Genomic DNA, 18353 nt, shown 5'->3' with positions numbered 1-18353 from the left:
TAGAAAGATGTTAATCTGCTATGCGGTCTGACAGGTTTGGCGATTTAAGGAAAAACCACCCTGCAGTCAAGGATTTTCACTCTGCTATTTGTGGATGCGTCACCGCCGGCCTGTGGAAAGCCAGCGTCTGGCGACTGAACAACGTCGCTTCCTTGCGCTGGGCGACAAACTTAGCGCGGCGCGGCGCCGATGATGCGGCTGACAGCCGCCTCGACCTTCCTGAGATGAATTTCCATTGCCGTCTGGGCCTCGGCCTCCGACCCTATCCGAATGGCTTCGACGATGGCGCGATGCTCTTCATTCGATTCCTGACGGCGTGGCCCCAAGGCGGTCAGCAGCCCGGATTGCTGCGCCATCGCCTCGCGGACGTCATCGACGATGTCGCGAAAGACGGCATTCTTTGACGCCTCGGCGATCAGCCCGTGAAAATCCGAATCCAGCCGCACCCAGGCCTCGGTATCTTCTTCCCGCTCCATCCGGCCGCAAAGGAGAAGCAGCCGGGACAGCTCGTCATCGCTTCGGCGCAGCGCTGCCCAGCCGGCAGCGGATACTTCGACGAAGGGCCGCGCCTCCACCAGATCACGCGCCGAATAATCGCCGTAACGGATATCTCGGCCACCGCCAGCCGCGAGCACATAGGTTCCGCTTCCCGTTCGCGTCTCCGTCAGCCCCAAAATCTGTAGCGAGCGCAGCGCTTCCCGCACGATCGGACGGCTGACACCGTATTTCGTCGCAAGCTTGGCTTCCGACGGCAGCTTGGAACCGGCGGCAAAACGGCCGGATAGAATGAGATTGCGCAGTTCCTCGAACACCAGTTCCGAGGCGCTTTTTCGACTGAGGATCGCGGAGTCGGATAGCCAGTCTTCTAGATCGTTCATCGCTTTGTCTTCGATCGGCAGAGCCCCGGACGTCCGGGCGCGAAATTGAAAATCATGTCGTCAGCGGCGATTCTCTTCACCGGCAATGCCGATGATGGACCGCTTGACCTCCAGCAGGTGCTCGGCCATGGCTGCCCGCGCATCCCCCTCGCTGCCTGCGGTTACGGCCTGGAGAATGCGGCGGTGCTCGGCGTTGGAGGCTTTACGCCGGCCGCGAACATGCTCCACCAGTTCCGATTGCGTCGAAAGCGCCCCGCGGACATCGGCAACGACCTTCCCGAAGATCGCATTGCCGGAGGCTTCGGCGATCCCTCCGTGAAACTCAGCGTCCATCCGCACCCATATCTGGACGTCCTCCTCCACGTCCATCCGGTCGCACAAGGATGTGAGCGATGCGAGCTGCTCGTTCGAGCGCCGCAATGCGGCCCAGCCCGCAGCCGGGATCTCGATACAGGGGCGCGCCTCCATGAGATCGCGGGCGGAATAAGCGCCGCCGCCGAGCTGCCGCGCCGGGCTTTCCGAAACGACGAAGGTGCCCCGCCCGGTTCTGGTCTGTGTGAAGCCCAGCGTCTGCAGCGAGCGGAGCGCTTCACGTACGATCGCCCGGCTGATGCCGTAACGTTCGGCGAGTTGCACCTCCGCGGGAAGACGGGTTCCGAGCGCCAGTTTCCGACTAACAATCGCCGTGCGGAGATCTTCGAAGACCGCCTCGGCAGCGTTTCTTCGGCTTATCTCTTTCTTCGCCGACAACCATGAATCCATATCCTGCATCGAAGGACGATGCGGGCATTCGAAAGAGCTGTCAAGCAACCGGACAAGTGCGCGGAAAAGGCGCTGTCAGCATCTCGGCGCGGTACGCGAAGTTGCGGTTGATGGCCTTTTAGAGCAGATAGCGGAAGCGCTCTGGCGTGGCAGACCATGCATTTATCGGAAAGGCTTCTGCGTCGCATTCGTCGCCGCCAAGAGATCAGCGAGCCGTCAACTCGATTCGGACACGCTGCGCAAGCGGTTCCCCTCAGCAATCGAGGGCAGAAGCTATAGGTCGCGACGCCACGGTAGGCAAGCCACGACAGGCCCTCGATCGGCTCCTCATCCTGCGCGCTCGTGTAATCGCCTGCGGGTGCATTTCACCGACAGATCGGGAATTCTACAAATACTTTATCGGGACCAATTTCCGGGCGTAAATATTTTTATAATTTTATAATGGTGACCGAAAAGACATTCAGGTAAAATACTTGATCAATAAAACCATTTCGACATTTTATTGTGTTATTCTAAAAGCATGACCTCTTGGAAGTTCCATAGATCGGTTTTTACAACGAAATACACACCGACTTCACCGGCCATGCTAGACAAGCAGGAGGCCAGCATGGTGGCCTCGCGAATTCACAATAAAAAAAGGAGGCAGCAAATGTCGAGGCATAACAACGCCAAACCCTTTATCGCCAGTGACCGCCGCGACTTTGGCGCCAACGGCAGGCGCCCGCACGGCAATCCCTCCGCAAAGGAATTGATCGCCCATGCCGTCGCCGCACGCACCGACCTCGCCGCGCAACCTGAGGAAGCGCGCGCATCTGACGAACTCCGTCAAGCAAAGAAGCCGCGGCATCATTTCACAAAACGTCGAAACGCTGAGACCGAAGATATGAGTTCTGGCTGTCCGGGAACTTCCCACAATGGGTGAACTCAAGCAGGCGCGGAGCGATCACAGCATGAAGATCGCCACTCGGGAAGCTGAGAGGCGTGCCTAGGCGGGTGGCTCAGCGCTCTAATCGGATCGAAGTCTGGATCAGATCTTGGTGGAAGCAGTGGTTGCGCAAGTGCTCTATCAACTTGAGCAAGACCAGACCGGCAGGCTCGCCTCGCGCCAGCATTCTATCGATCGGGCCCTGCTGAATGCAGATCATCTGCCGGTCGACAATCACTGCCAGCGCGAGTTCCAGGTCCTTCGGGGAATTGGTCGTAAGACAGCGACTTCGTATTCAGGGCTTCCATCCCGGCGAGCTTCACCGTCATCATTATAATTTTTAAGGGATGGTTATGGTAGTAATCATCACAACTGAAACTGCTGCGAAACGCGACGAGAATTGGCGACTGCTGTCCATCCTCAAGCGAGCGGACTACGCGACGACAGATCTCGTTGCTTCGGAAAATGGCGACCGTCGCGAAGGGGTGATGGTAGTCCGGCGCATCAGGGCAGCGACGATCTGGGTGCCCGCCTACCCCTCTTAGAGGCGGCGGAAGATGGGCGCCGATCCTGAGGCTTTGGCATCATGGGAAAACGAAGGGAGCGCAACCTGAGCCGGACGCCCCTGCGGAAAGAACTTGATGACCCCGTGAGGCGATTGAGCGAGGAATGCCGAACCATCGTCGTGTTCGCTGATATGGAGATGCCGCGCCATGGTTATCCTGCAGCGACCATGCCAATTACAGGCGCGATTGCCGGCATGCTGTCGGGTGATAGCACCATTGCTCCGGCTTGAGTAAAGGCTGACGGAATCTTCCTTGCACCGAGTTCATTCGGAGGCCGGGCGGCACACATGTGGTAAGTGGCCCTATTGCGCGGACCAACATGATTAAATGAAAGAGATCTCGCCGCCCATCCTTCGAAATACGCGTCAGACCGGATGACGCGGCAGAAAAGATCCAGATATGCGCGAGAGATGAGATGGCTTCGAACGCAATTCAGGACGTGATCGAGAGCGCGTTGCGTCCTGCAGGCCTGAAGAAGGACGGCAAACAGAGCGGAAACCGACCGCTAGTCACGTAGAATCAGGAGATTTATAAGTATTTTTAAATGTCCGCGGCGCATTGCAAAGCACAATCTTGATCGCTTTCCGTTCATCCCAAATATTTAATTTGCCAGCCGCATTGATTAGGCGCAGGATAGATCTTCAGTAGCTTTTTACCCGGGCGCTACTGCGTGGAGGCTGACGGTTCCCTTCGCCCCAAAATTAAGGAGGGCAGCATGTCTTCCAATCTCCACATGTCTGTTCGGACCTCTGACATGGCTATATTGCAGGGCGTACTCGACAACGCAGGATACGATTGCACAAGTAGCCTCGAAGATCCCAAATGTTACAACATCGCCGTCAAATTGCTGTTCAAGCTTTACAATGATGGAATGACCTCGCCCGCCGCCCTTACTATCGAACTCAGCCGGCACTTTGGAAAAGCACCACTGTCCTCGAAATCCTCCGCGGAGTTCGAAAAGAATCGCAAACTGATACAAGGAATCGGACCAGTCGTTGTGGTCAGTCGCCTACCGGCGCCTGAGCAGAACTCGTTAAGTTACTTCTCGCAAACCTCATCCAGTCTCGGTCATCTTTCGACAGTCGCTTTATCAAGCGCGCGATTTCCGACAGATTCCGCTCTCCAAAGAGACAGGCGGCACCTTTAGCGCATGCGGTTGGTGAGGAACGTAGGGAAGCGCACAATGATGACATCGTCCGACGCCGCCACGCTTCTCCAGGATGCAGCGGACCGGATCGCGGACATCCCGCGTTCTGATCTGCAGATTATGCTTCGGCGAGCGGCACTCCGGCTGCGCAATGCGACGACTGTTTCTATGGAAGACGATGTTGATGAAGTCTTGCGGGACCTCGCCGGCGAACTCGGGCAAACACGGGAAGACGTGATGAGATACATCATCAGGGAGTGGATGGTAAAGAACAGCTTCCTGTCCGGGCATGTGCTGGACGAGGATGGCGAGTTGGGCGGATCGGCATAACCTTGCCACGTCTGAGCTCGACATGGAATCGCGACAGAGTTTCAGACGCCCTTTACACTAACTTATCAGATGTGTCGCGTCGGCGGCATGAAACGATAATCCCTGTAACTTCGTATTTGAACCGGCGTCCGCTTGGCCCCGAACACAAGGCTTTATCGTCGTTGCTTGCGGAACTAAGTTCCGGCGACCGACGCTACCAGAGCTTCACGTGCCGGTTGACGTCCTTGTAGAGCAGGTAGCGGAACCGGCCGGGGCCGCCGGCGTAGCAGGCCTGCGGGCAGAAGGCGCGCAGCCACATGAAATCGCCGGCCTCGACCTCGACCCAGTCCTGGTTGAGGCGATAGACCGCCTTGCCCTCGAGCACATAGAGCCCGTGCTCCATGACATGGGTTTCCATGAAGGGGATCACCGCGCCCGGCTCCAGCGTGACGATATTGACGTGCATGTCGTAGCGCACATCGGCCGGATCGATGAAGCGGGTCGTGCCCCAGCGGCCGTCGGTGTCGGGCATGGCCCGGATCGGATGGTCGTCCTCATGGGTGACGATCGCCGGCGGCGGCTCCAGCCCGTCGACCTCCTGAAAGGCCTTGCGGACCCAGTGGAAGATTACAGCAGCCGAGCCGTCATTCTTCAGACGCCAGGCCGAACCGGCGGGGATATAGACGAAGGAGCCGGCGCGCAGCGTATGGCTGACACCTTCGAGTTCCACCGTCATGCCGCCTTCGACGACGAAGAGCACCGCTTCGGCCCGCTTGTCCGGCTCCGGCCGGTCGCTTCCGCCACCCGGCTGAACCTCCATCACATATTGCGAGAAGGTCTCGGAGAAGCCGGAAAGCGGACGGGAGAGAACCCATGCCCGCGTTCCCGTCCAATGCGGCAGGAGGCTGGTGACGATATCGCTCATGACGCCGCGGGGGATGACCGCGTAAGCCGTGGTGAAAACGGCCCTGCCGGAAAGCAACTGGGTCTGCGGCGGCAAACCGCCGAGCTTCGAAAAATACTCTGTCTTGTCCATTGATGCGGCTTTCCGGGCAGATGTCTCTGCATCTGCTTTATGCGCCGCCGGCCGGTTAAGCAACTCCCAACGCCTTTCGTTACCGGTCGGCCATCACCAGATGGCCCGGCCCGACTTCACGATACAAGGTGGCCGGAGGCTGGTAGTCCACGGCACGCATCGGGCTCTTGATTTCGTCATTCGCCACCATGCGTTTTTCGTGGCGCCGATCGGGATCCGGCACGGGCACGGCGGCGATGAGCTTCTTGGTATAGGCATGCTGCGGATTTTCGAAGACGGCGGCGCGCGGGCCGATCTCGACGATCTCGCCGAGATACATCACCGCCACCCGGTGGCTGACGCGCTCGACCACCGCCATGTCGTGCGAGATGAACAGGAAGGCGAGGTTGAGGCTCTGCTGCAGGTCGAGCATCAGGTTGATGACCTGCGCCTTGATCGACACGTCGAGCGCCGACACGCTTTCATCGGCGACGATGACCTTCGGCTGCAGGGCAAGCGCCCGGGCGATGCAGATGCGCTGGCGCTGGCCGCCGGAAAATTCATGCGGATAACGCGCCGCCATGTCCGGGGAGAGCCCGACCTTGACCAGCAGATCGGCGACGACCTCCCTCGCCTCTCTTGCGCTGCCCATCCGGTGCTCGAGATAGGGCTCTGCGATCGCTGCACCCACCGTCATGCGCGGATTGAGGCTGGCGAACGGATCCTGGAAGATCATCTGCACGGATTTGCGCATCTCGCGCAGATCCTTCCTGTCGAGGCCGAGCACCTCCCTGCCCTCGACGAGAACGGAACCCGCCTGCGGCTCGATGAGACGCATGATGGCGCGGCCCGTCGTCGATTTACCGCAGCCGGACTCACCGACGAGCGACAGCGTCTCGCCGGCATGAAGATCGAAGGAGACGTTTTCGACCGCATGCACGCGGCTGGTCAGCCGGCCGAACAGGCCGGAATGGATATCGAAACGCTTGGTGAGGTTCTTCACCTGCAAGACCGGCGTCGCGGCGACGGTATCGGCGGCCTCAGCCGGTATGTCCGATTCGCCTGTCGCCGTATTGACCACGGGAAAACGCAGCGGCCGCCGGCGGCCCTGCATCGAGCCGAGCACCGGCACGGCCGACAGCAGCGCCCTGGTATAAGGGTGTTTGCCGCGGTGGAAAATATCGGCGGTGGCACCGCTTTCCACCTGTTCCCCGCGATACATCACCACCGTCCGATCGGCGATCTCGGCGACGACACCCATGTCATGGGTAATGAAGAGGACGGAGGTCCCCTCCTCTTCCTGCAGCATCTTGATGAGATCGAGGATCTGGCCCTGGATCGTCACGTCGAGGGCCGTCGTCGGCTCGTCGGCGATCAAGAGTTTCGGCCGGCTGGCGAGCGCCATGGCGATCATCACCCGCTGGCGCATGCCGCCGGAGAAACGATGCGGATATTCGTCGAAGCGCGAGGCGGCAGAGGGGATGCGGACTTTTTCCAGCAGCCTGATCGTCTCGGCCCTGGCATCGGTCCGGCTCATATCGGAATGGCAGAGCAGCGCTTCGGAAATCTGATCGCCAATGGTGAAGAGCGGATTGAGCGAGGTCATCGGCTCCTGGAAGATCATCGCCACCTCGTTGCCGCGCACCTGCCGCATGGCCTGTTCCGGCAAGGCCAGCAAGTCGCGCCCACCGAGCATGACGCGGCCTTCGATGCGGCTCATGTCCGGCTGCAGCAGCCGCATGATCGAGAGCGAGGTGACGCTCTTGCCCGAGCCGGATTCACCGACGATCGCCACGGTTTCACCGGGTGCGACGGTGAAGGAGACATCGCGCACCACCGGTTTCCAGGCGCCGTCGACCAGAAAGGACGTCGTCAGCCCCTCGACGGAAAGAACGGTGCTGGCTGAAGCGATCGATTGTGCTTGGACGCTGCCCATGTCAGTCGGTTCCTTTGCGGCTCAATCCGGCCAGCGCAGCACGCCGTCGAAGCGGTGCCGGCTGCGGTTTTCGATCGGGGTTGCGATGATCTCGTTGGAGGCGCGCGCCTTGTCGAGTTCCTCAGCCAGGCGGTTTGCAACGATGACATCCTGGCCCGGATGCAGGTTGCACGGGTCGAGATAGAAATAGCGGTGCTCCACCTCATGGTCGCGTACGATGATCGGCGGGTTGCCCCTCGCCAGCGCATCGGCCAGATCCCAGGCGGTGATATGGGCCTGCTCGGCATCGACGATAAGACGCAGCCGGTCGAGCGGATTGTTGGTCGGATCGGGCTCGATCAGCGCGGTGACGCCGGGACGGCCGTCGAGTGTGCGCTTCCACAGGGTGAGCGAGCCGGTCTCGCGCTCGCGGATGCCGGCATGATCGCGCTTTTCCCAGGCTTCGAGGGCCGCCATGACGCCGAAGATGCTCTCCTTGCCGACCTTCATGCCGCGGCCGATGCCCATGTTCTGCAGAAAGGCATGACGCACCAGCTCCTTCCGGCCGGCAACGATGCCCGAGGTCGGGCCGCCGAGGAACTTGTGGCCGGAGTAAAGGGCGATATCGGCCCCCTGCTCCAGGAAGATCTTCAGGTCATATTCCGAGGCCGCATCGACAATCACCGGCACGCCCCTGGCATGGGCGATCTCGACGAATTCCTTGAGGTTCAGCAGGCCGTAATCGACGACATGGTGGGAGACGACATAGACAGCAGCGGCGGTCTTTTCGGTGATCGCCTTTTCCATGTGGAAACGATGGGTCGATGTTGCCTGGCCCACCAGCACGACCTTGCCGCCGGCCAGCCGGATCGCCTGGTCGACGGGGGCGCCATAACTGACGACATGGCCCATCTGCACCAGCACTTCGTTTTTCTCGGGCACGACATCCGGCAGTTTCTCGATCGCCAGCAGATTGTCGCCGGTGATGGCGCCGGCGACGGCCAGCGAAATTCCGGCCGAGCAGGAGGCGGTGATGAAGCCGGCCTCGCCGCCGGTCAGCCGGGCGATGACGGCGCTTGCCTTGCGCTGCAGGTCGTTGATCTCGACGAAATGCGGCAGGATCGATGCCATCGCTTCGATCGCCTCCGGCACGACGATCGACGCGCCGAGGCTGGTCATCGTGCCGGATACGTTGATGACGGGGCGAAGGCCGAGCGAAGGTCTGATGTCATTGGGCATGAAGGTCTCCAGAAGTCTCAGTCGAGCAACGGGCCATGGTGGACGCTGCTCCGAATATGAAAGCTCTCGTCAGCCATTCAAGGCGACGATCGCCTCGATTTCAACGGTGATGTTGCCGGGCAGCGAGCCGAAGCCGACGGCCGAGCGGGCATGTTCGCCGGCCGCGCCGAAGACGGCAATCAGCAGATCCGAGCAGCCGTTGATGACACTCGGATGATCCTCGAACTCAGGCACGGCATTGACCATGCCGAGAAGCTTGACCACCCGCTTGACGCGGGAGAGATCGCCGAGCGCATCATGCATGACGGCGAGCAGATTGATGCCGGTCAGCCGTGCATGCCGGTAAGCCTCATCGACACCGACATTAGCGCCGACTTTGCCGGCGTGCAGGAAGCCGTCTGCCTCGCGCGGCCCCTGGCCGGAGAGGTAGAGCATATTGCCCTCCACCACATGCGTCACGAAATTGGCGATCGGCGGCGGCGGCGGCGGCAGCTTGATGCCGAGGGCGGCTAACCGTTGGTAAGGCGAATTCTCAACCTTGCCGGCGGCGTTGGGAAACTGATTCACGCAAACTCCTGTCATGCGAATTGGATTAGGCGAATTTCGATTGGCCGACGTCTGGCCAGCGGATTAAAGGTCCTTGCGAAGTCTTGGATCGAGCATGTCCCTGAGGCCGTCGCCGACCATCTGCAGCGACAGCACCGAGAGGATGATGGCGACACCGGGAAACAGCGTCATCCAGTCGGCCTGGCCGATATATTGGCGGCCGGCTGCAATCATCGTTCCCCAGGTCGGAATTTCCGGGCTGACACCGAGGCCGAGGAAAGACAGACCGGCTTCGGCAAGCATCGCGCTGGCGAAGAGGAACGTCGCCTGCACCAGGATCGGCGACAGCAGGTTGCGCAGCACGTGCCGGGTCATGATGTGGAAAGTGGAAATGCCGAGCGCCCTCGCCGCCTCGACATAAGGCAGCTCGCGGATGACGAGGGTCGAGGCGCGGACGATGCGGGCCAGACGCGGCGCATAGACGATCGACAGGGCGATGATCACAGTGGTCAAGGACGGGCCGAGCGCGGCGACGAGGGCGATCGCCAGCAGAATATCCGGGAATGCCATCATCGCATCGATCAGCCGGGCGATCGGCGTATCGAGCTTCTGGAAAAAGCCGGCAAGCAGGCCGAGCGTCACGCCGATCACCGCCGACAGGCTGACGACCGCAACGCCGACGAGCAGCGACAGGCGGCCGGCAAAGATCGTCCGCGAGAAGACGTCGCGGCCGAACTCGTCCGTGCCGAAGAAGAAGGTGCCGCTCGGCGGCTTCAGCCGGTTGACGATGGAAAGCTTGGAGGGCGAATAGGGCGAGACGACAGGCGCGAAGACCGCCAGCAGCACGAAGATCGCCAGGATCAACAGGCCGAAGGCCACCGTCTTGCGCTTGAGCAGACGGCGGACGAATTTGCTGCCGTCGCTCTCGGCTGATTTGATTGCGATATCGGCCATCAGTAGCGCACCCTCGGATCGACCAACAGATAGAGCATGTCGATCGCAAAATTGATCAGCACATAGAGGGCGGCGATGACGAGCAGCGCCCCCTGGATGACGGGGTAATCGCGCCGCAGCACCGCCGAGACGACGAGATTGCCGACACCCGGCAGGCCGAAAACGGTTTCGGTGACGACGGCGCCTGAGATCAGCACCGCCGCCGTCAGGCCGAGCACCGTCAGGATCGGGATCAGCGCATTCTTCAGCGCGTGCTTGAGGATGACCTTGCGCTCGACCAGCCCCTTGGCGCGCGCCGTGCGGATATAGTCGTCGCCTAGCACATCGAGCATCGAGGCGCGAGTGAAGCGCAGGATCAGCGCCGAGGAGACGATGCCGAGCGCAAAGGCCGGCAGTGTCAGGTGATACATTCGGTCCGCGAAGGTCGAGCCGGGGCCGCCATAGCCCGAGACCGGGAAGAGGTTGAGCCGGACGGCGAAGAACTGCATCAGGATGAGGCCGAGCCAGAAGCTCGGGATGCTGGCGGCAAACATCGCCAGCGTCGTTGCCGCCTGGTCGACGAAGGAGCCGCGCCGATAGGCGGCGTAGATGCCGATCGGCAAGGCGATGATGCTGGCGATGGCGAGCGAAAACAGCGTCAGGAAGAAGGTCGGCTCGGCGCGGTCGAGCAGAGCGGAGGTGACGGGCATGTTGAGGAAGATCGACTGGCCGAGATCACCCTTCAGCAGCTGGCCGATATAATAGAGATATTGCAGACTGAGGGATTGATCGAGGCCGAGCCGGGCGCGGAGATCGGCAACATCCTGCGGCGTCGCATCCGGCCCGAGCATGACGGCGGCCGGGTCGCCCGGCGTCACGCGCACGATGACGAAGACGATCGTGACGACGAGAAACATCACGACGATCATGCCAAAGAAGCGCTGGAGGATGTAGCGGATCATGAATGCTGGCCTTCAAGCCCTTGCAGATGCAGCAGAAAAAACCGGCGCCGAGCCCCGCAGGGCCGGCACCGGCGGCGATGCTTACTTCTTGATCGAAGCGTTCCAGAAATACGGCCACGGGGCCGGATCGACACCTTCAAGCTTGACCGACTTTGCCGCGACGGCGTTGAAATCGCCGATCTTCATGAAGGGCGCGTCTGTATAGATAGCCTTCTGGACATCGGCCCAGAGCGCCACGCGTTTCGTCGGGTCGACCTCGGAGGTGAAGGCATCGACGGCGGCCTTGCGGGCCGGCGTATCCCACCAGCCGGGCGAACTGGTCGAGAGCGAGCCGATCAGCGCCGGCTCCGGCAGGAAGGGGCTGTGGGTGATGTAGATATCCCAGAGCTTCGGATCGGTGCGGCGCTGCGTCAGCGTCGCCCAGTCCACCACCTGCATATCGACGGTGAAGCCGGCAAGCTTCAGATATTCGGCGGCGACCTGCGCCATCTTGTAGTGAAATTCGTACTGGCGGCTGGTCAGGATGCGGATCGGCTCGCCATTGTAGCCGGCCTTCTTGGCGGCAGCGGCAGCCCCTTCCGGATCGGCGACGTTATAGGCGCCTTCGACGCCGGCATCCGTCGACCAGGAAAAGGTCTTCGGATAGATGGCGCCGTCGAGCGCATAAAAGTCCTTGCTGCCGAAAGCCGCGGCCAGCATGTCTTCCATGCTGAGCGCCTGGCGGATCGCCTTGCGAACCTCGACATTCCCGGCAACACCCTCCTTCGTGTTGAAGACGAAGACCGGGTAGCCGAAGGGCTTCAACATGACCGGCTGCGAGGCGGTAGAGGCCTTCAGCTTGTCGTAGGATTCGACCGGGATCGAATCGACATAATCATACTGGCCGGAGATGGCGGCCTCGACGCGGGTGTTCGGGTCCGGCACCGGCACGAAGCGGATTTCATCGAGATATTGATGGCGGGCGCCGCCATAACCATTGCTGTCGCCTTCGCGGGACTTGTAGCCGTCGAAGCGGACGAGCTGGATATACTGGTCGGCCTTGCGCTCCTTCAGCATATAGGGGCCGGTGCCGATGAACTCCTTCATCGGCTCATCCTGCTTTTCGGCAGGGATGATGATCGCCGCCGAGTTGTTGAAGGCGAGCAGCGAGGTCAGTGGCGCATAGGGCTGCTTCAGCGTAATCGTCACGGTCGCAGGATCGGTCGCGGTGATCTTGTCGATGAAGCCGGCCACCTGTTTGCCGCGCGAAGCAATCTTCATCCAGCGGTTCAGCGAGGCGACGACATCGTCCGAGGTCATGTCGCTATTGTCGTGGAACTTGATGCCGGTCCTGAGCTTGATCGTATAGGTTTTGCCGTCGGCGCTGATCTCGGGCAGACTTTCCGCCAGCAGCGGCGTGACGTTCCAGCTCTTGTCGAACGTATAGAGCGTTTCGAAAATATGCTGCGTAACGATGCCGACGAGATCGGCCGTCGACGACATCGGATCGAGCGTCGGCGGCTCGCCGATCGTCGCGACATTGATGACGCCGCCCTTCTCCTCAGCAAGCAGGGTCGAAGGCAGGGCGACGAGCGCAGTGCCGAGCAGGAATGCGACAAGCGGTTTCATATGAGAGCTCCCAGTTAAGTTCCACAATTATGTAATTCATGTTTTTGTAACAGAATAAGAGATGAAATGATCGTGTCAAGCGGAAGCCGTGGATTATGTCGTGAGACGAGCGTCGCAGCGGCAAACAGCGCCGAACCGCATGTGCGGCTGGCCGCCTGCGCGAAGCTCGCGCATGATGCGGGCGTGAAGAATCGGCAGCGCCACGGCTTCAATAAAGCGAGGATGGAATGAGCATCGATTTCAACGACGGAAAATGGCTGAACGAACCGGAAAGCTGGCAGGCCGACGCAACCGGCCTGACGCTGACAACAGGCGAGAAGACCGATTTCTGGCGGGAGACCTATTACGGCTTCACCCGCGACAGCGGCCACTTCCTCGCCTTCCCTACGGCCGAGAGCTTTACCGCCCAGATCCGCATACAAGGCGAATTCCGCACCCTCTACGACCAGGCCGGCCTGATGGTGCGCCTCGACGAGAACCGCTGGGTCAAGACCGGCGTCGAATTCACCGACGGCGAAGCCTTCCTCAGCACCGTCGTAACCGACGGCAGGTCCGACTGGTCGGTGTCGCAACCCTTCAAGGAACTCGAGGACTTCCACATCCGCGTCACCCTGGCGGCCGGCGCCCTGCGCATCCAGGCTTCGCACGACGGGAGCTTCTGGCCGCTCTTGCGGCTAGCGCCCTTCCCAATCGCCGACAGATACCAGGTCGGGCCCACCGCCTGTACGCCGGAGCGGAGTGGATTGACGGTGCGGTTTTCGGAATTTTCGATCGGGCCGGCGATTACGACGGATCTGCATGATTTGAGTTGAGGAACGCTGTGACGCATTCAAGCGCCTCATGCCGACTGCACCACCTGGAACAGGAGACACAGCCATCCTCACTCGGGCATGTCGTATTCTCGACGGCAATATACAAACCCAGACAATGCGTCCAAATCTTTGAAAAGCCGCGTTGCGTAGGAACATTCCGTATCGATACGTTCGATCAGTTCCGGTCCGGCAGAGGCGAAAACGTTTGTGGATAATACTTCCGCGCTTTCGATATCAAACTCGGTCGGCTCACGCTCAAGGTAATATCTTATGAGAAGAGCCTTTTCATCGAATTCGACGGCGATGGCCCTAATCGCTGGGTAAATCTCTCCCAGTAGATTTCGCCAGATATTGAGGACAAGCCAGTTTGGTAGTTTGTTCACTGTTGTCGCCCTTGCACTGAGCTCACGAATTCGAATGCCTGAGGAAGTGCCATGTATCCTCCTCCAGGTTCATTTCCTCGGCTAGCTCCCGAATGGTGATCAGTTCCCCTGGAGCCGGCACCACGTCATGCTCGTACAATTGCGTGCATAGATTTTCCAATGCGACTGCGCACTCATTGTGCTTCGCAAGGGATATGTATTCGCCGATATATTCCTCGGGCAGGCGTCCGGTGAAATCACCTATGAGCTTGATCAGCTGTTTCTCAACTTCCATACGCACCTCACGGGGCTTGAGCGCTAAATCTATGAAATAATCCGAGCAACTCACCTATCCATGAGGAATTCGGCATTGCACGAAACACAAACCGTTTACCGGCTGTCCACCCACTCAACTTTCATCCGGTAACGAGTATCTCGGCTTTTTTTGAACCGCCTGCTCCATCAATATTGGAGTGCAGCGCGCGTGGGAGCTACAGCGGTAAAGCGTGCGTCGCTGAAATCATACAGGCGCTGAAAGGCATCTTCGCGCTTGTCGGCATAATATCGGAATTGGCTTTTCGACAATCGGTAGATGCAACCACCCCGGGCGAACACAAGGTCGCCGCCGTCCCAATCGGCCCAATCGCTCTCAGGCAGATCGATGAGCAGGGTTCCGTCGCGATCAATCACACGATAATCGAGGCCGTACCACGCCTTTTGCCTGCGACCGATCGCGTGGAGTATCATTTGGAGGCGCCGACCGTTAGAACCGACCTTTTCCTCAACGTGCGGCTGGCTAAAGCGAAAAATCGCAGGCGCATTCAAACCGCAGTACGGCTCTTCACCGATCTCTACCACTCGCCAACCATCGCGCTCGCGCAGGAGGCCATTGATGGGTTCGTCCTCACCGCGGCCTGGCCGGTTCCCGCACGGCTTGACATGCATTCCCGGCTTTAGCCGAAATCCATCGGCGAGTTTGAAGCTGGCCTCCCACTCGGGGAATGATTCAAAAGCAGTGTTTCCTCATCCTCGAAAATGCCGCCGCCGCCCCAGGCATCCCCTTTCGGCCAAAGGGCCAACGCCGTAAAGAATGGCGGCTTTGATATTGCTGTCCAGCTTCCGTAGGGCGCGCGATTTGTCGCTGCGAAATACACCAGCAGTCGGCCGGACGGGGAAAGATCGCAGCGTCGTTCGTAGATGCGTCCCTTGAACCATTGCCCATGTTCAAAAATATCGTTGCGCAGGTCCCAACGAATTAGCTGCACATGTTTGCTCGGGCCGCGACGGAATATAACACCCGTTCTCGCTCCCCGCGCAAGGATCGCATATAGCCGCGTTGCGGCCGGTTTGTTCCTCTGAACACCTTCGTCTGAGGCGGGGTTGCATTCTTTGATGGTCAACTAGACTGCTTCCCAAGCTTGAGGTGTTTTTCCCGATCCACACCTCACAACGGGCCAGAGCTTACTTCAATTAAACGGGGCAAGGTCAAAGGCTTATCCATGGTTGCGTCACCCAAATAATTGAGAAATGCGGTCCGGGACGGATGACGCCGACTTACCAATGTTGTTTTTGACCAACCAAGGACCGGCAACGAGATCGATATTGTCGATGCCACCTCCATCAAATAAAATCTCTAAATCTTGACGAAACTCCTCAAATCCACCTTCGTATAAGGTTTTTCTAAAGTTACCGTTTTCCTGGCGGATGGATTTTCCAGGATTAAAATCTCCATCAGAAATCAGGAAATTTGCCAGCCGGAGTGCGTGGTTAAATCTGTCGGCTTCAGATTTTTCGTATGGGGCATCCTCTCTGTCGAAGCTAACGACACCGATGATGAACCCGAAGAATATTATATCCCTATCTCCTTCATCATAGAGGTAGTCCACGATTGTCCTTGCATATTCTCGATCCATAGTTTGCTTCTTGTCCGATGGAAGCTTATCGGCGGCCCCCGGCACTGCGAAACTCAGCGCTTATCCGGAGGATTTGAATATACTTTTCGGTTGGGTCGGAGAGGGCGCCAGCAGTATCTCGAGATACACCTCTCAATAAACGTAGAAAACGTCCTGTTCACCACCGTCCAGGTCGTCTTCTCGCCCTTGCAGAGGAACCAACCATTGGTGCTGCCACATTGGAGACCGCCTTCTTTTACTTTCAGAGCTCGGCTCAATTGCTGGGCGGCGTCCTGATGATTGAATGCATGCCCGGCAATTGATCCGCCTGCGCCAAAAAATCGTGCGCGAGTTGTACATTTACGTTGTCGGTTAAGCCTATCACGCCAAAACCAAAATCATCGTGTGGATAAAAAGCCAGATTCCAATCGCGTGAGATCATGAAGCAATGACCGTACAGTCCATACGCAATCATCTTTGCGACAAGTAAAGATCTCACACTTTCGATAGGGAAATCATGCGCTTTCATCAGGGCAATATTCGCCCATTCCCTTTCGACCAATTCAGTATATTCCTGCGAACTAGGATCACACCCAAATCGTTCTTTAAAACCAAATTCTTTGATAAGCCCAGCCCCCACAAGGCCCTCTATTAAATTGGCGTCTCGCTGGTCATCCGCAGCATCGCCGTAATGCCCAACTTCGTCGGAGTTTGCGTGTACCGAGGATGCAATCAAAAAATATTCCAGATCGTTTCTGAAATATCGCATGAAGAAATCGACCGCAGATTCTTCCATGCCCGGCTCATATCGGGTGTCTCTTTCAAAAAAACCGAGGAAGCGATCTGATGCTCCATATCCCGCGAGATTGACTGACATCAGTAGCAACCGAAGGGTATCGCTCATTCTTCTCATGCACAGCTTCGATTCCTTAAACAGACGACCTCTCCTGCGTGGGCGCATCACATAAGTCGCTGCGCCCATGTTTCGGTAAGCTTTGCTCCATTACAAAAGTCACGATGTGAACTGAACCATCAACGATTGGTCCTAAGCAATCGAGATGAAGAGCGGCTACCAGACCCTGCCGTTCGGGGCGCCAGCCGCTCGCATGCGCTCCGATCGCCAGCGCGGACGGCCCCGATCGAGTCTTTCGCGGCCTGTTCTCCGAACGCCAAGCTGTCGACGCTGATGAGACGGACGTTTCTGGACCCCGAGGAAACGGAGCACGGTGGCGATGTAAGACAACGCACGCGGCAAAACGGTTTTGGCCTCATCTTTAAGTTCCGATCGGCTCGCAAGCGCGGCCGCCTGTTCGGGCGTGGTGCCCCTAACCTTCGCGCCGCTTAAAGACAAATACCTCGTTTTGATCGGCACCAATTATTGCAGGGGCATCCACCCTTGTGCAGCTTACAGCCACCTCCTGGTCAGGAAAATGAGACATGATCTCTGTCTCAACCTCGCCCATGTTTTCCTTGTCGATTTCACTTACAGCCAAGTCAAATATCGCGCGTACTTGAATATCTGAACTGCTCCAAGAGCACGTTACCGCTCGTAAATTAGGGCTAACGCTTCCTAGAAGTGACTGCTGTACAGCCAGCAAAACCCGGACGCGTAATTCAGTTTTTTCTGACAGGGTCGTGGCCTCGACGGTACAATTTGCACTCTCTTGCAGCCATAGAAATGATTCCTTTTGTCGTCGGTTTCTCTCACCGGCAACCGGATCAAAATAACTGCCGATGACCTTGCCAAAAGGGTTCATCCGGACGAAGTCGCACGACGTCGCGACAAGAAGGGTAGGCTGCTCGATCATTTCGTATAGACAATTAGACATTTCCCATTTTCCTTCCCAACGAAACTGATGGGGCGGGTGGTTTTGCCTCCGTCAATAGATATTTCCGCGAGTAGTTCTGGATCCTCGAAAGACTGCAGCTCTTTTATTAAATCGCGAATAGTTTTTCCTCTCTCCGTCCAGTTTTGAGCGTCGACGCCGTTTGAGATCATTTCAATCACCTATGCGGTTTAGATTCGTGTCGTAAGTCCCAAGTCGGGTGGCTTTGCTGCCGAGATTCTTGATAGACGTTGCCATCTTCCAAGCGCCCCCGTTATGGCCATCCAAGTCTCGTGTAATATATAGGTTCCCTTTTTTAAACACGGGCTGCCCGCCATGTGTTGTGTCGTTAATCTTTACAAATCCGAGTGCAGTAGCCGCAATTTTTGCCTCACTGTTGGTCTTGTAAACGGGTCCTTTTCCTGCAGCGCCACCCAGCATCGCGGTTGCAATGATCGCATTGATGTCAAGCCCTGTGGCCTCCAACCGATCGATCCTGACGCTCCAGGAAATCGAGGTGTCCTGCCAGATCTTCGAGCGCTCGCCGATTAGCTGTTCGCCGACCAGTGCGGCCGCATTCTGGCCCTCGGCATAAGCCTCGGCATTCGCGCCATCCGGGTCGTCACCATCGAGTTTTTTGATCGCATCAAGGAGCC

General features: G+C 58.5%; 21 protein-coding genes. 4 read left to right on the top strand and 17 right to left on the bottom strand.

Annotation, left to right across the window (positions count from 1 at the left end; genetic code table 11):
- Positions 1 to 170: 170 nt before the first annotated feature.
- Positions 171 to 878, bottom strand: a complete 708-nt coding sequence (locus MF410_RS25500) for a FadR/GntR family transcriptional regulator (RefSeq protein WP_222134786.1) — start codon at positions 876 to 878, stop codon at positions 171 to 173.
- A gap of 60 nt (positions 879 to 938) precedes the next feature.
- Entirely contained in the window at positions 939 to 1649 is a 711-nt protein-coding gene (locus MF410_RS25495; RefSeq protein WP_183854529.1) for a FadR/GntR family transcriptional regulator, read from the bottom strand.
- Between the two features lie 598 nt (positions 1650 to 2247).
- Here MF410_RS25495 and MF410_RS25490 point away from each other — a divergent pair.
- Both MF410_RS25490 and MF410_RS25485 read left to right on the top strand, forming a co-directional pair.
- On the top strand, positions 2248 to 2562 hold the full coding sequence (locus MF410_RS25490; RefSeq protein WP_239620616.1) for a hypothetical protein: 315 nt from the start codon (positions 2248 to 2250) through the stop codon (positions 2560 to 2562).
- Between the two features lie 1755 nt (positions 2563 to 4317).
- The gene (locus MF410_RS25485; protein ID WP_097629070.1) at positions 4318 to 4608 is read left to right on the top strand and encodes a ribbon-helix-helix protein, CopG family; all 291 of its coding nucleotides are present in this window, start codon (positions 4318 to 4320) and stop codon (positions 4606 to 4608) included.
- 193 nt (positions 4609 to 4801) lie between these two features.
- Here MF410_RS25485 and MF410_RS25480 read toward each other — a convergent pair whose 3' ends face one another.
- From MF410_RS25480 to MF410_RS25450, 7 genes are all read right to left on the bottom strand, one after another.
- Entirely contained in the window at positions 4802 to 5623 is an 822-nt protein-coding gene (locus tag MF410_RS25480) for a bifunctional allantoicase/(S)-ureidoglycine aminohydrolase (RefSeq protein ID WP_097629005.1), read from the bottom strand.
- 79 nt (positions 5624 to 5702) lie between these two features.
- Positions 5703 to 7538, bottom strand: a complete 1836-nt coding sequence (locus MF410_RS25475) for an ABC transporter ATP-binding protein (RefSeq protein WP_183778140.1) — start codon at positions 7536 to 7538, stop codon at positions 5703 to 5705.
- Positions 7539 to 7559: 21 nt separating this feature from the next.
- Complete coding sequence (locus MF410_RS25470; protein WP_097629003.1) at positions 7560 to 8756, bottom strand: aminotransferase class V-fold PLP-dependent enzyme; 1197 nt, start codon at positions 8754 to 8756, stop codon at positions 7560 to 7562.
- Positions 8757 to 8825: 69 nt separating this feature from the next.
- Positions 8826 to 9338 (bottom strand): RidA family protein, encoded by a 513-nt coding sequence (locus tag MF410_RS25465; protein WP_041672209.1) that lies wholly within the window; start codon positions 9336 to 9338, stop codon positions 8826 to 8828.
- Positions 9339 to 9386: 48 nt separating this feature from the next.
- Positions 9387 to 10256, bottom strand: coding sequence for an ABC transporter permease (locus MF410_RS25460; protein WP_097629002.1), 870 nt, complete (start codon positions 10254 to 10256; stop codon positions 9387 to 9389).
- Positions 10256 to 11197 carry an ABC transporter permease gene (locus tag MF410_RS25455; RefSeq protein ID WP_165503881.1) on the bottom strand — a complete coding sequence of 314 codons (942 nt, stop codon included), beginning with the start codon at positions 11195 to 11197 and terminating at the stop codon, positions 10256 to 10258. The genes MF410_RS25460 and MF410_RS25455 overlap by 1 nt, the downstream gene beginning before the upstream one ends.
- 81 nt (positions 11198 to 11278) lie before the next feature.
- Positions 11279 to 12805, bottom strand: coding sequence for an ABC transporter substrate-binding protein (locus tag MF410_RS25450; RefSeq protein ID WP_097629001.1), 1527 nt, complete (start codon positions 12803 to 12805; stop codon positions 11279 to 11281).
- A 66-nt stretch (positions 12806 to 12871) separates the two neighbouring features.
- Here MF410_RS25450 and MF410_RS25445 point away from each other — a divergent pair, with 66 nt between their 5' ends.
- Both MF410_RS25445 and MF410_RS25440 read left to right on the top strand, forming a co-directional pair.
- A complete protein-coding gene (locus tag MF410_RS25445; RefSeq protein ID WP_165503882.1) occupies positions 12872 to 13036 on the top strand; it encodes a hypothetical protein in 165 nt (54 codons plus the stop codon).
- Complete coding sequence (locus tag MF410_RS25440) at positions 13033 to 13617, top strand: DUF1349 domain-containing protein (protein ID WP_097629000.1); 585 nt, start codon at positions 13033 to 13035, stop codon at positions 13615 to 13617. Before MF410_RS25445 ends, MF410_RS25440 begins: the two co-directional genes overlap by 4 nt.
- Before the next feature lie 68 nt (positions 13618 to 13685).
- Here MF410_RS25440 and MF410_RS25435 read toward each other — a convergent pair whose 3' ends face one another.
- The 8 genes from MF410_RS25435 to MF410_RS25395 all read right to left on the bottom strand — a co-directional run bounded on the left by MF410_RS25435 (position 13686) and on the right by MF410_RS25395 (position 18138).
- Positions 13686 to 14000 (bottom strand): colicin, encoded by a 315-nt coding sequence (locus MF410_RS25435; protein ID WP_097588476.1) that lies wholly within the window; start codon positions 13998 to 14000, stop codon positions 13686 to 13688.
- A 22-nt stretch (positions 14001 to 14022) separates the two neighbouring features.
- Positions 14023 to 14274 carry a MafI family immunity protein gene (locus tag MF410_RS25430; RefSeq protein WP_097628998.1) on the bottom strand — a complete coding sequence of 84 codons (252 nt, stop codon included), beginning with the start codon at positions 14272 to 14274 and terminating at the stop codon, positions 14023 to 14025.
- A gap of 167 nt (positions 14275 to 14441) precedes the next feature.
- Complete coding sequence (locus tag MF410_RS25425; protein WP_239620615.1) at positions 14442 to 14924, bottom strand: hypothetical protein; 483 nt, start codon at positions 14922 to 14924, stop codon at positions 14442 to 14444.
- 8 nt (positions 14925 to 14932) lie between these two features.
- A complete protein-coding gene (locus MF410_RS25420; RefSeq protein ID WP_239620614.1) occupies positions 14933 to 15379 on the bottom strand; it encodes a hypothetical protein in 447 nt (148 codons plus the stop codon).
- 108 nt (positions 15380 to 15487) lie between these two features.
- Positions 15488 to 15865 carry a hypothetical protein gene (locus MF410_RS25415; protein WP_131710846.1) on the bottom strand — a complete coding sequence of 126 codons (378 nt, stop codon included), beginning with the start codon at positions 15863 to 15865 and terminating at the stop codon, positions 15488 to 15490.
- Positions 15866 to 16145: 280 nt separating this feature from the next.
- Positions 16146 to 16775, bottom strand: coding sequence for a hypothetical protein (locus tag MF410_RS25410; protein WP_239620613.1), 630 nt, complete (start codon positions 16773 to 16775; stop codon positions 16146 to 16148).
- A gap of 421 nt (positions 16776 to 17196) precedes the next feature.
- Positions 17197 to 17700: a hypothetical protein gene (locus tag MF410_RS25405; RefSeq protein ID WP_183778128.1), complete on the bottom strand. Its 504-nt coding sequence runs from the start codon at positions 17698 to 17700 to the stop codon at positions 17197 to 17199.
- Positions 17701 to 17871: 171 nt separating this feature from the next.
- Positions 17872 to 18138 (bottom strand): toxin C-terminal domain-containing protein, encoded by a 267-nt coding sequence (locus tag MF410_RS25395; protein ID WP_239620631.1) that lies wholly within the window; start codon positions 18136 to 18138, stop codon positions 17872 to 17874.
- Between the last annotated feature and the right edge of the window lie 215 nt (positions 18139 to 18353).

Source organism: Rhizobium sp. C104 (assembly GCF_022354505.1).
GTDB classification, from domain to species: domain Bacteria; phylum Pseudomonadota; class Alphaproteobacteria; order Rhizobiales; family Rhizobiaceae; genus Rhizobium; species Rhizobium redzepovicii.
Note: the sequence above shows the minus strand (reverse complement) of the source record. Positions and strands in the feature narration are given on the sequence as shown.

Excerpts from the sequence above, each read along its gene's own strand:
- MF410_RS25475 (WP_183778140.1), bottom strand. The coding sequence starts at position 7,538 with ATGGGCAGCGTCCAAGCACAATCGATCGCTTCAGCCAGCACCGTTCTT.
- MF410_RS25395 (WP_239620631.1), bottom strand. The coding sequence starts at position 18,138 with ATGCTGGGTGGCGCTGCAGGAAAAGGACCCGTTTACAAGACCAACAGT.
- MF410_RS25495 (WP_183854529.1), bottom strand. The coding sequence starts at position 1,649 with ATGCAGGATATGGATTCATGGTTGTCGGCGAAGAAAGAGATAAGCCGA.
- MF410_RS25455 (WP_165503881.1), bottom strand. The coding sequence starts at position 11,197 with ATGATCCGCTACATCCTCCAGCGCTTCTTTGGCATGATCGTCGTGATG.
- MF410_RS25410 (WP_239620613.1), bottom strand. The coding sequence starts at position 16,775 with ATGAGCGATACCCTTCGGTTGCTACTGATGTCAGTCAATCTCGCGGGA.
- MF410_RS25470 (WP_097629003.1), bottom strand. The coding sequence starts at position 8,756 with ATGCCCAATGACATCAGACCTTCGCTCGGCCTTCGCCCCGTCATCAAC.
- MF410_RS25490 (WP_239620616.1), top strand. The coding sequence starts at position 2,248 with ATGGTGGCCTCGCGAATTCACAATAAAAAAAGGAGGCAGCAAATGTCG.
- MF410_RS25440 (WP_097629000.1), top strand. The coding sequence starts at position 13,033 with ATGAGCATCGATTTCAACGACGGAAAATGGCTGAACGAACCGGAAAGC.
- MF410_RS25430 (WP_097628998.1), bottom strand. The coding sequence starts at position 14,274 with ATGGAAGTTGAGAAACAGCTGATCAAGCTCATAGGTGATTTCACCGGA.
- MF410_RS25425 (WP_239620615.1), bottom strand. The coding sequence starts at position 14,924 with ATGCATGTCAAGCCGTGCGGGAACCGGCCAGGCCGCGGTGAGGACGAA.
- MF410_RS25480 (WP_097629005.1), bottom strand. The coding sequence starts at position 5,623 with ATGGACAAGACAGAGTATTTTTCGAAGCTCGGCGGTTTGCCGCCGCAG.
- MF410_RS25445 (WP_165503882.1), top strand. The coding sequence starts at position 12,872 with ATGATCGTGTCAAGCGGAAGCCGTGGATTATGTCGTGAGACGAGCGTC.
- MF410_RS25465 (WP_041672209.1), bottom strand. The coding sequence starts at position 9,338 with ATGACAGGAGTTTGCGTGAATCAGTTTCCCAACGCCGCCGGCAAGGTT.
- MF410_RS25405 (WP_183778128.1), bottom strand. The coding sequence starts at position 17,700 with ATGTCTAATTGTCTATACGAAATGATCGAGCAGCCTACCCTTCTTGTC.
- MF410_RS25485 (WP_097629070.1), top strand. The coding sequence starts at position 4,318 with ATGACATCGTCCGACGCCGCCACGCTTCTCCAGGATGCAGCGGACCGG.
- MF410_RS25450 (WP_097629001.1), bottom strand. The coding sequence starts at position 12,805 with ATGAAACCGCTTGTCGCATTCCTGCTCGGCACTGCGCTCGTCGCCCTG.
- MF410_RS25500 (WP_222134786.1), bottom strand. The coding sequence starts at position 878 with ATGAACGATCTAGAAGACTGGCTATCCGACTCCGCGATCCTCAGTCGA.
- MF410_RS25460 (WP_097629002.1), bottom strand. The coding sequence starts at position 10,256 with ATGGCCGATATCGCAATCAAATCAGCCGAGAGCGACGGCAGCAAATTC.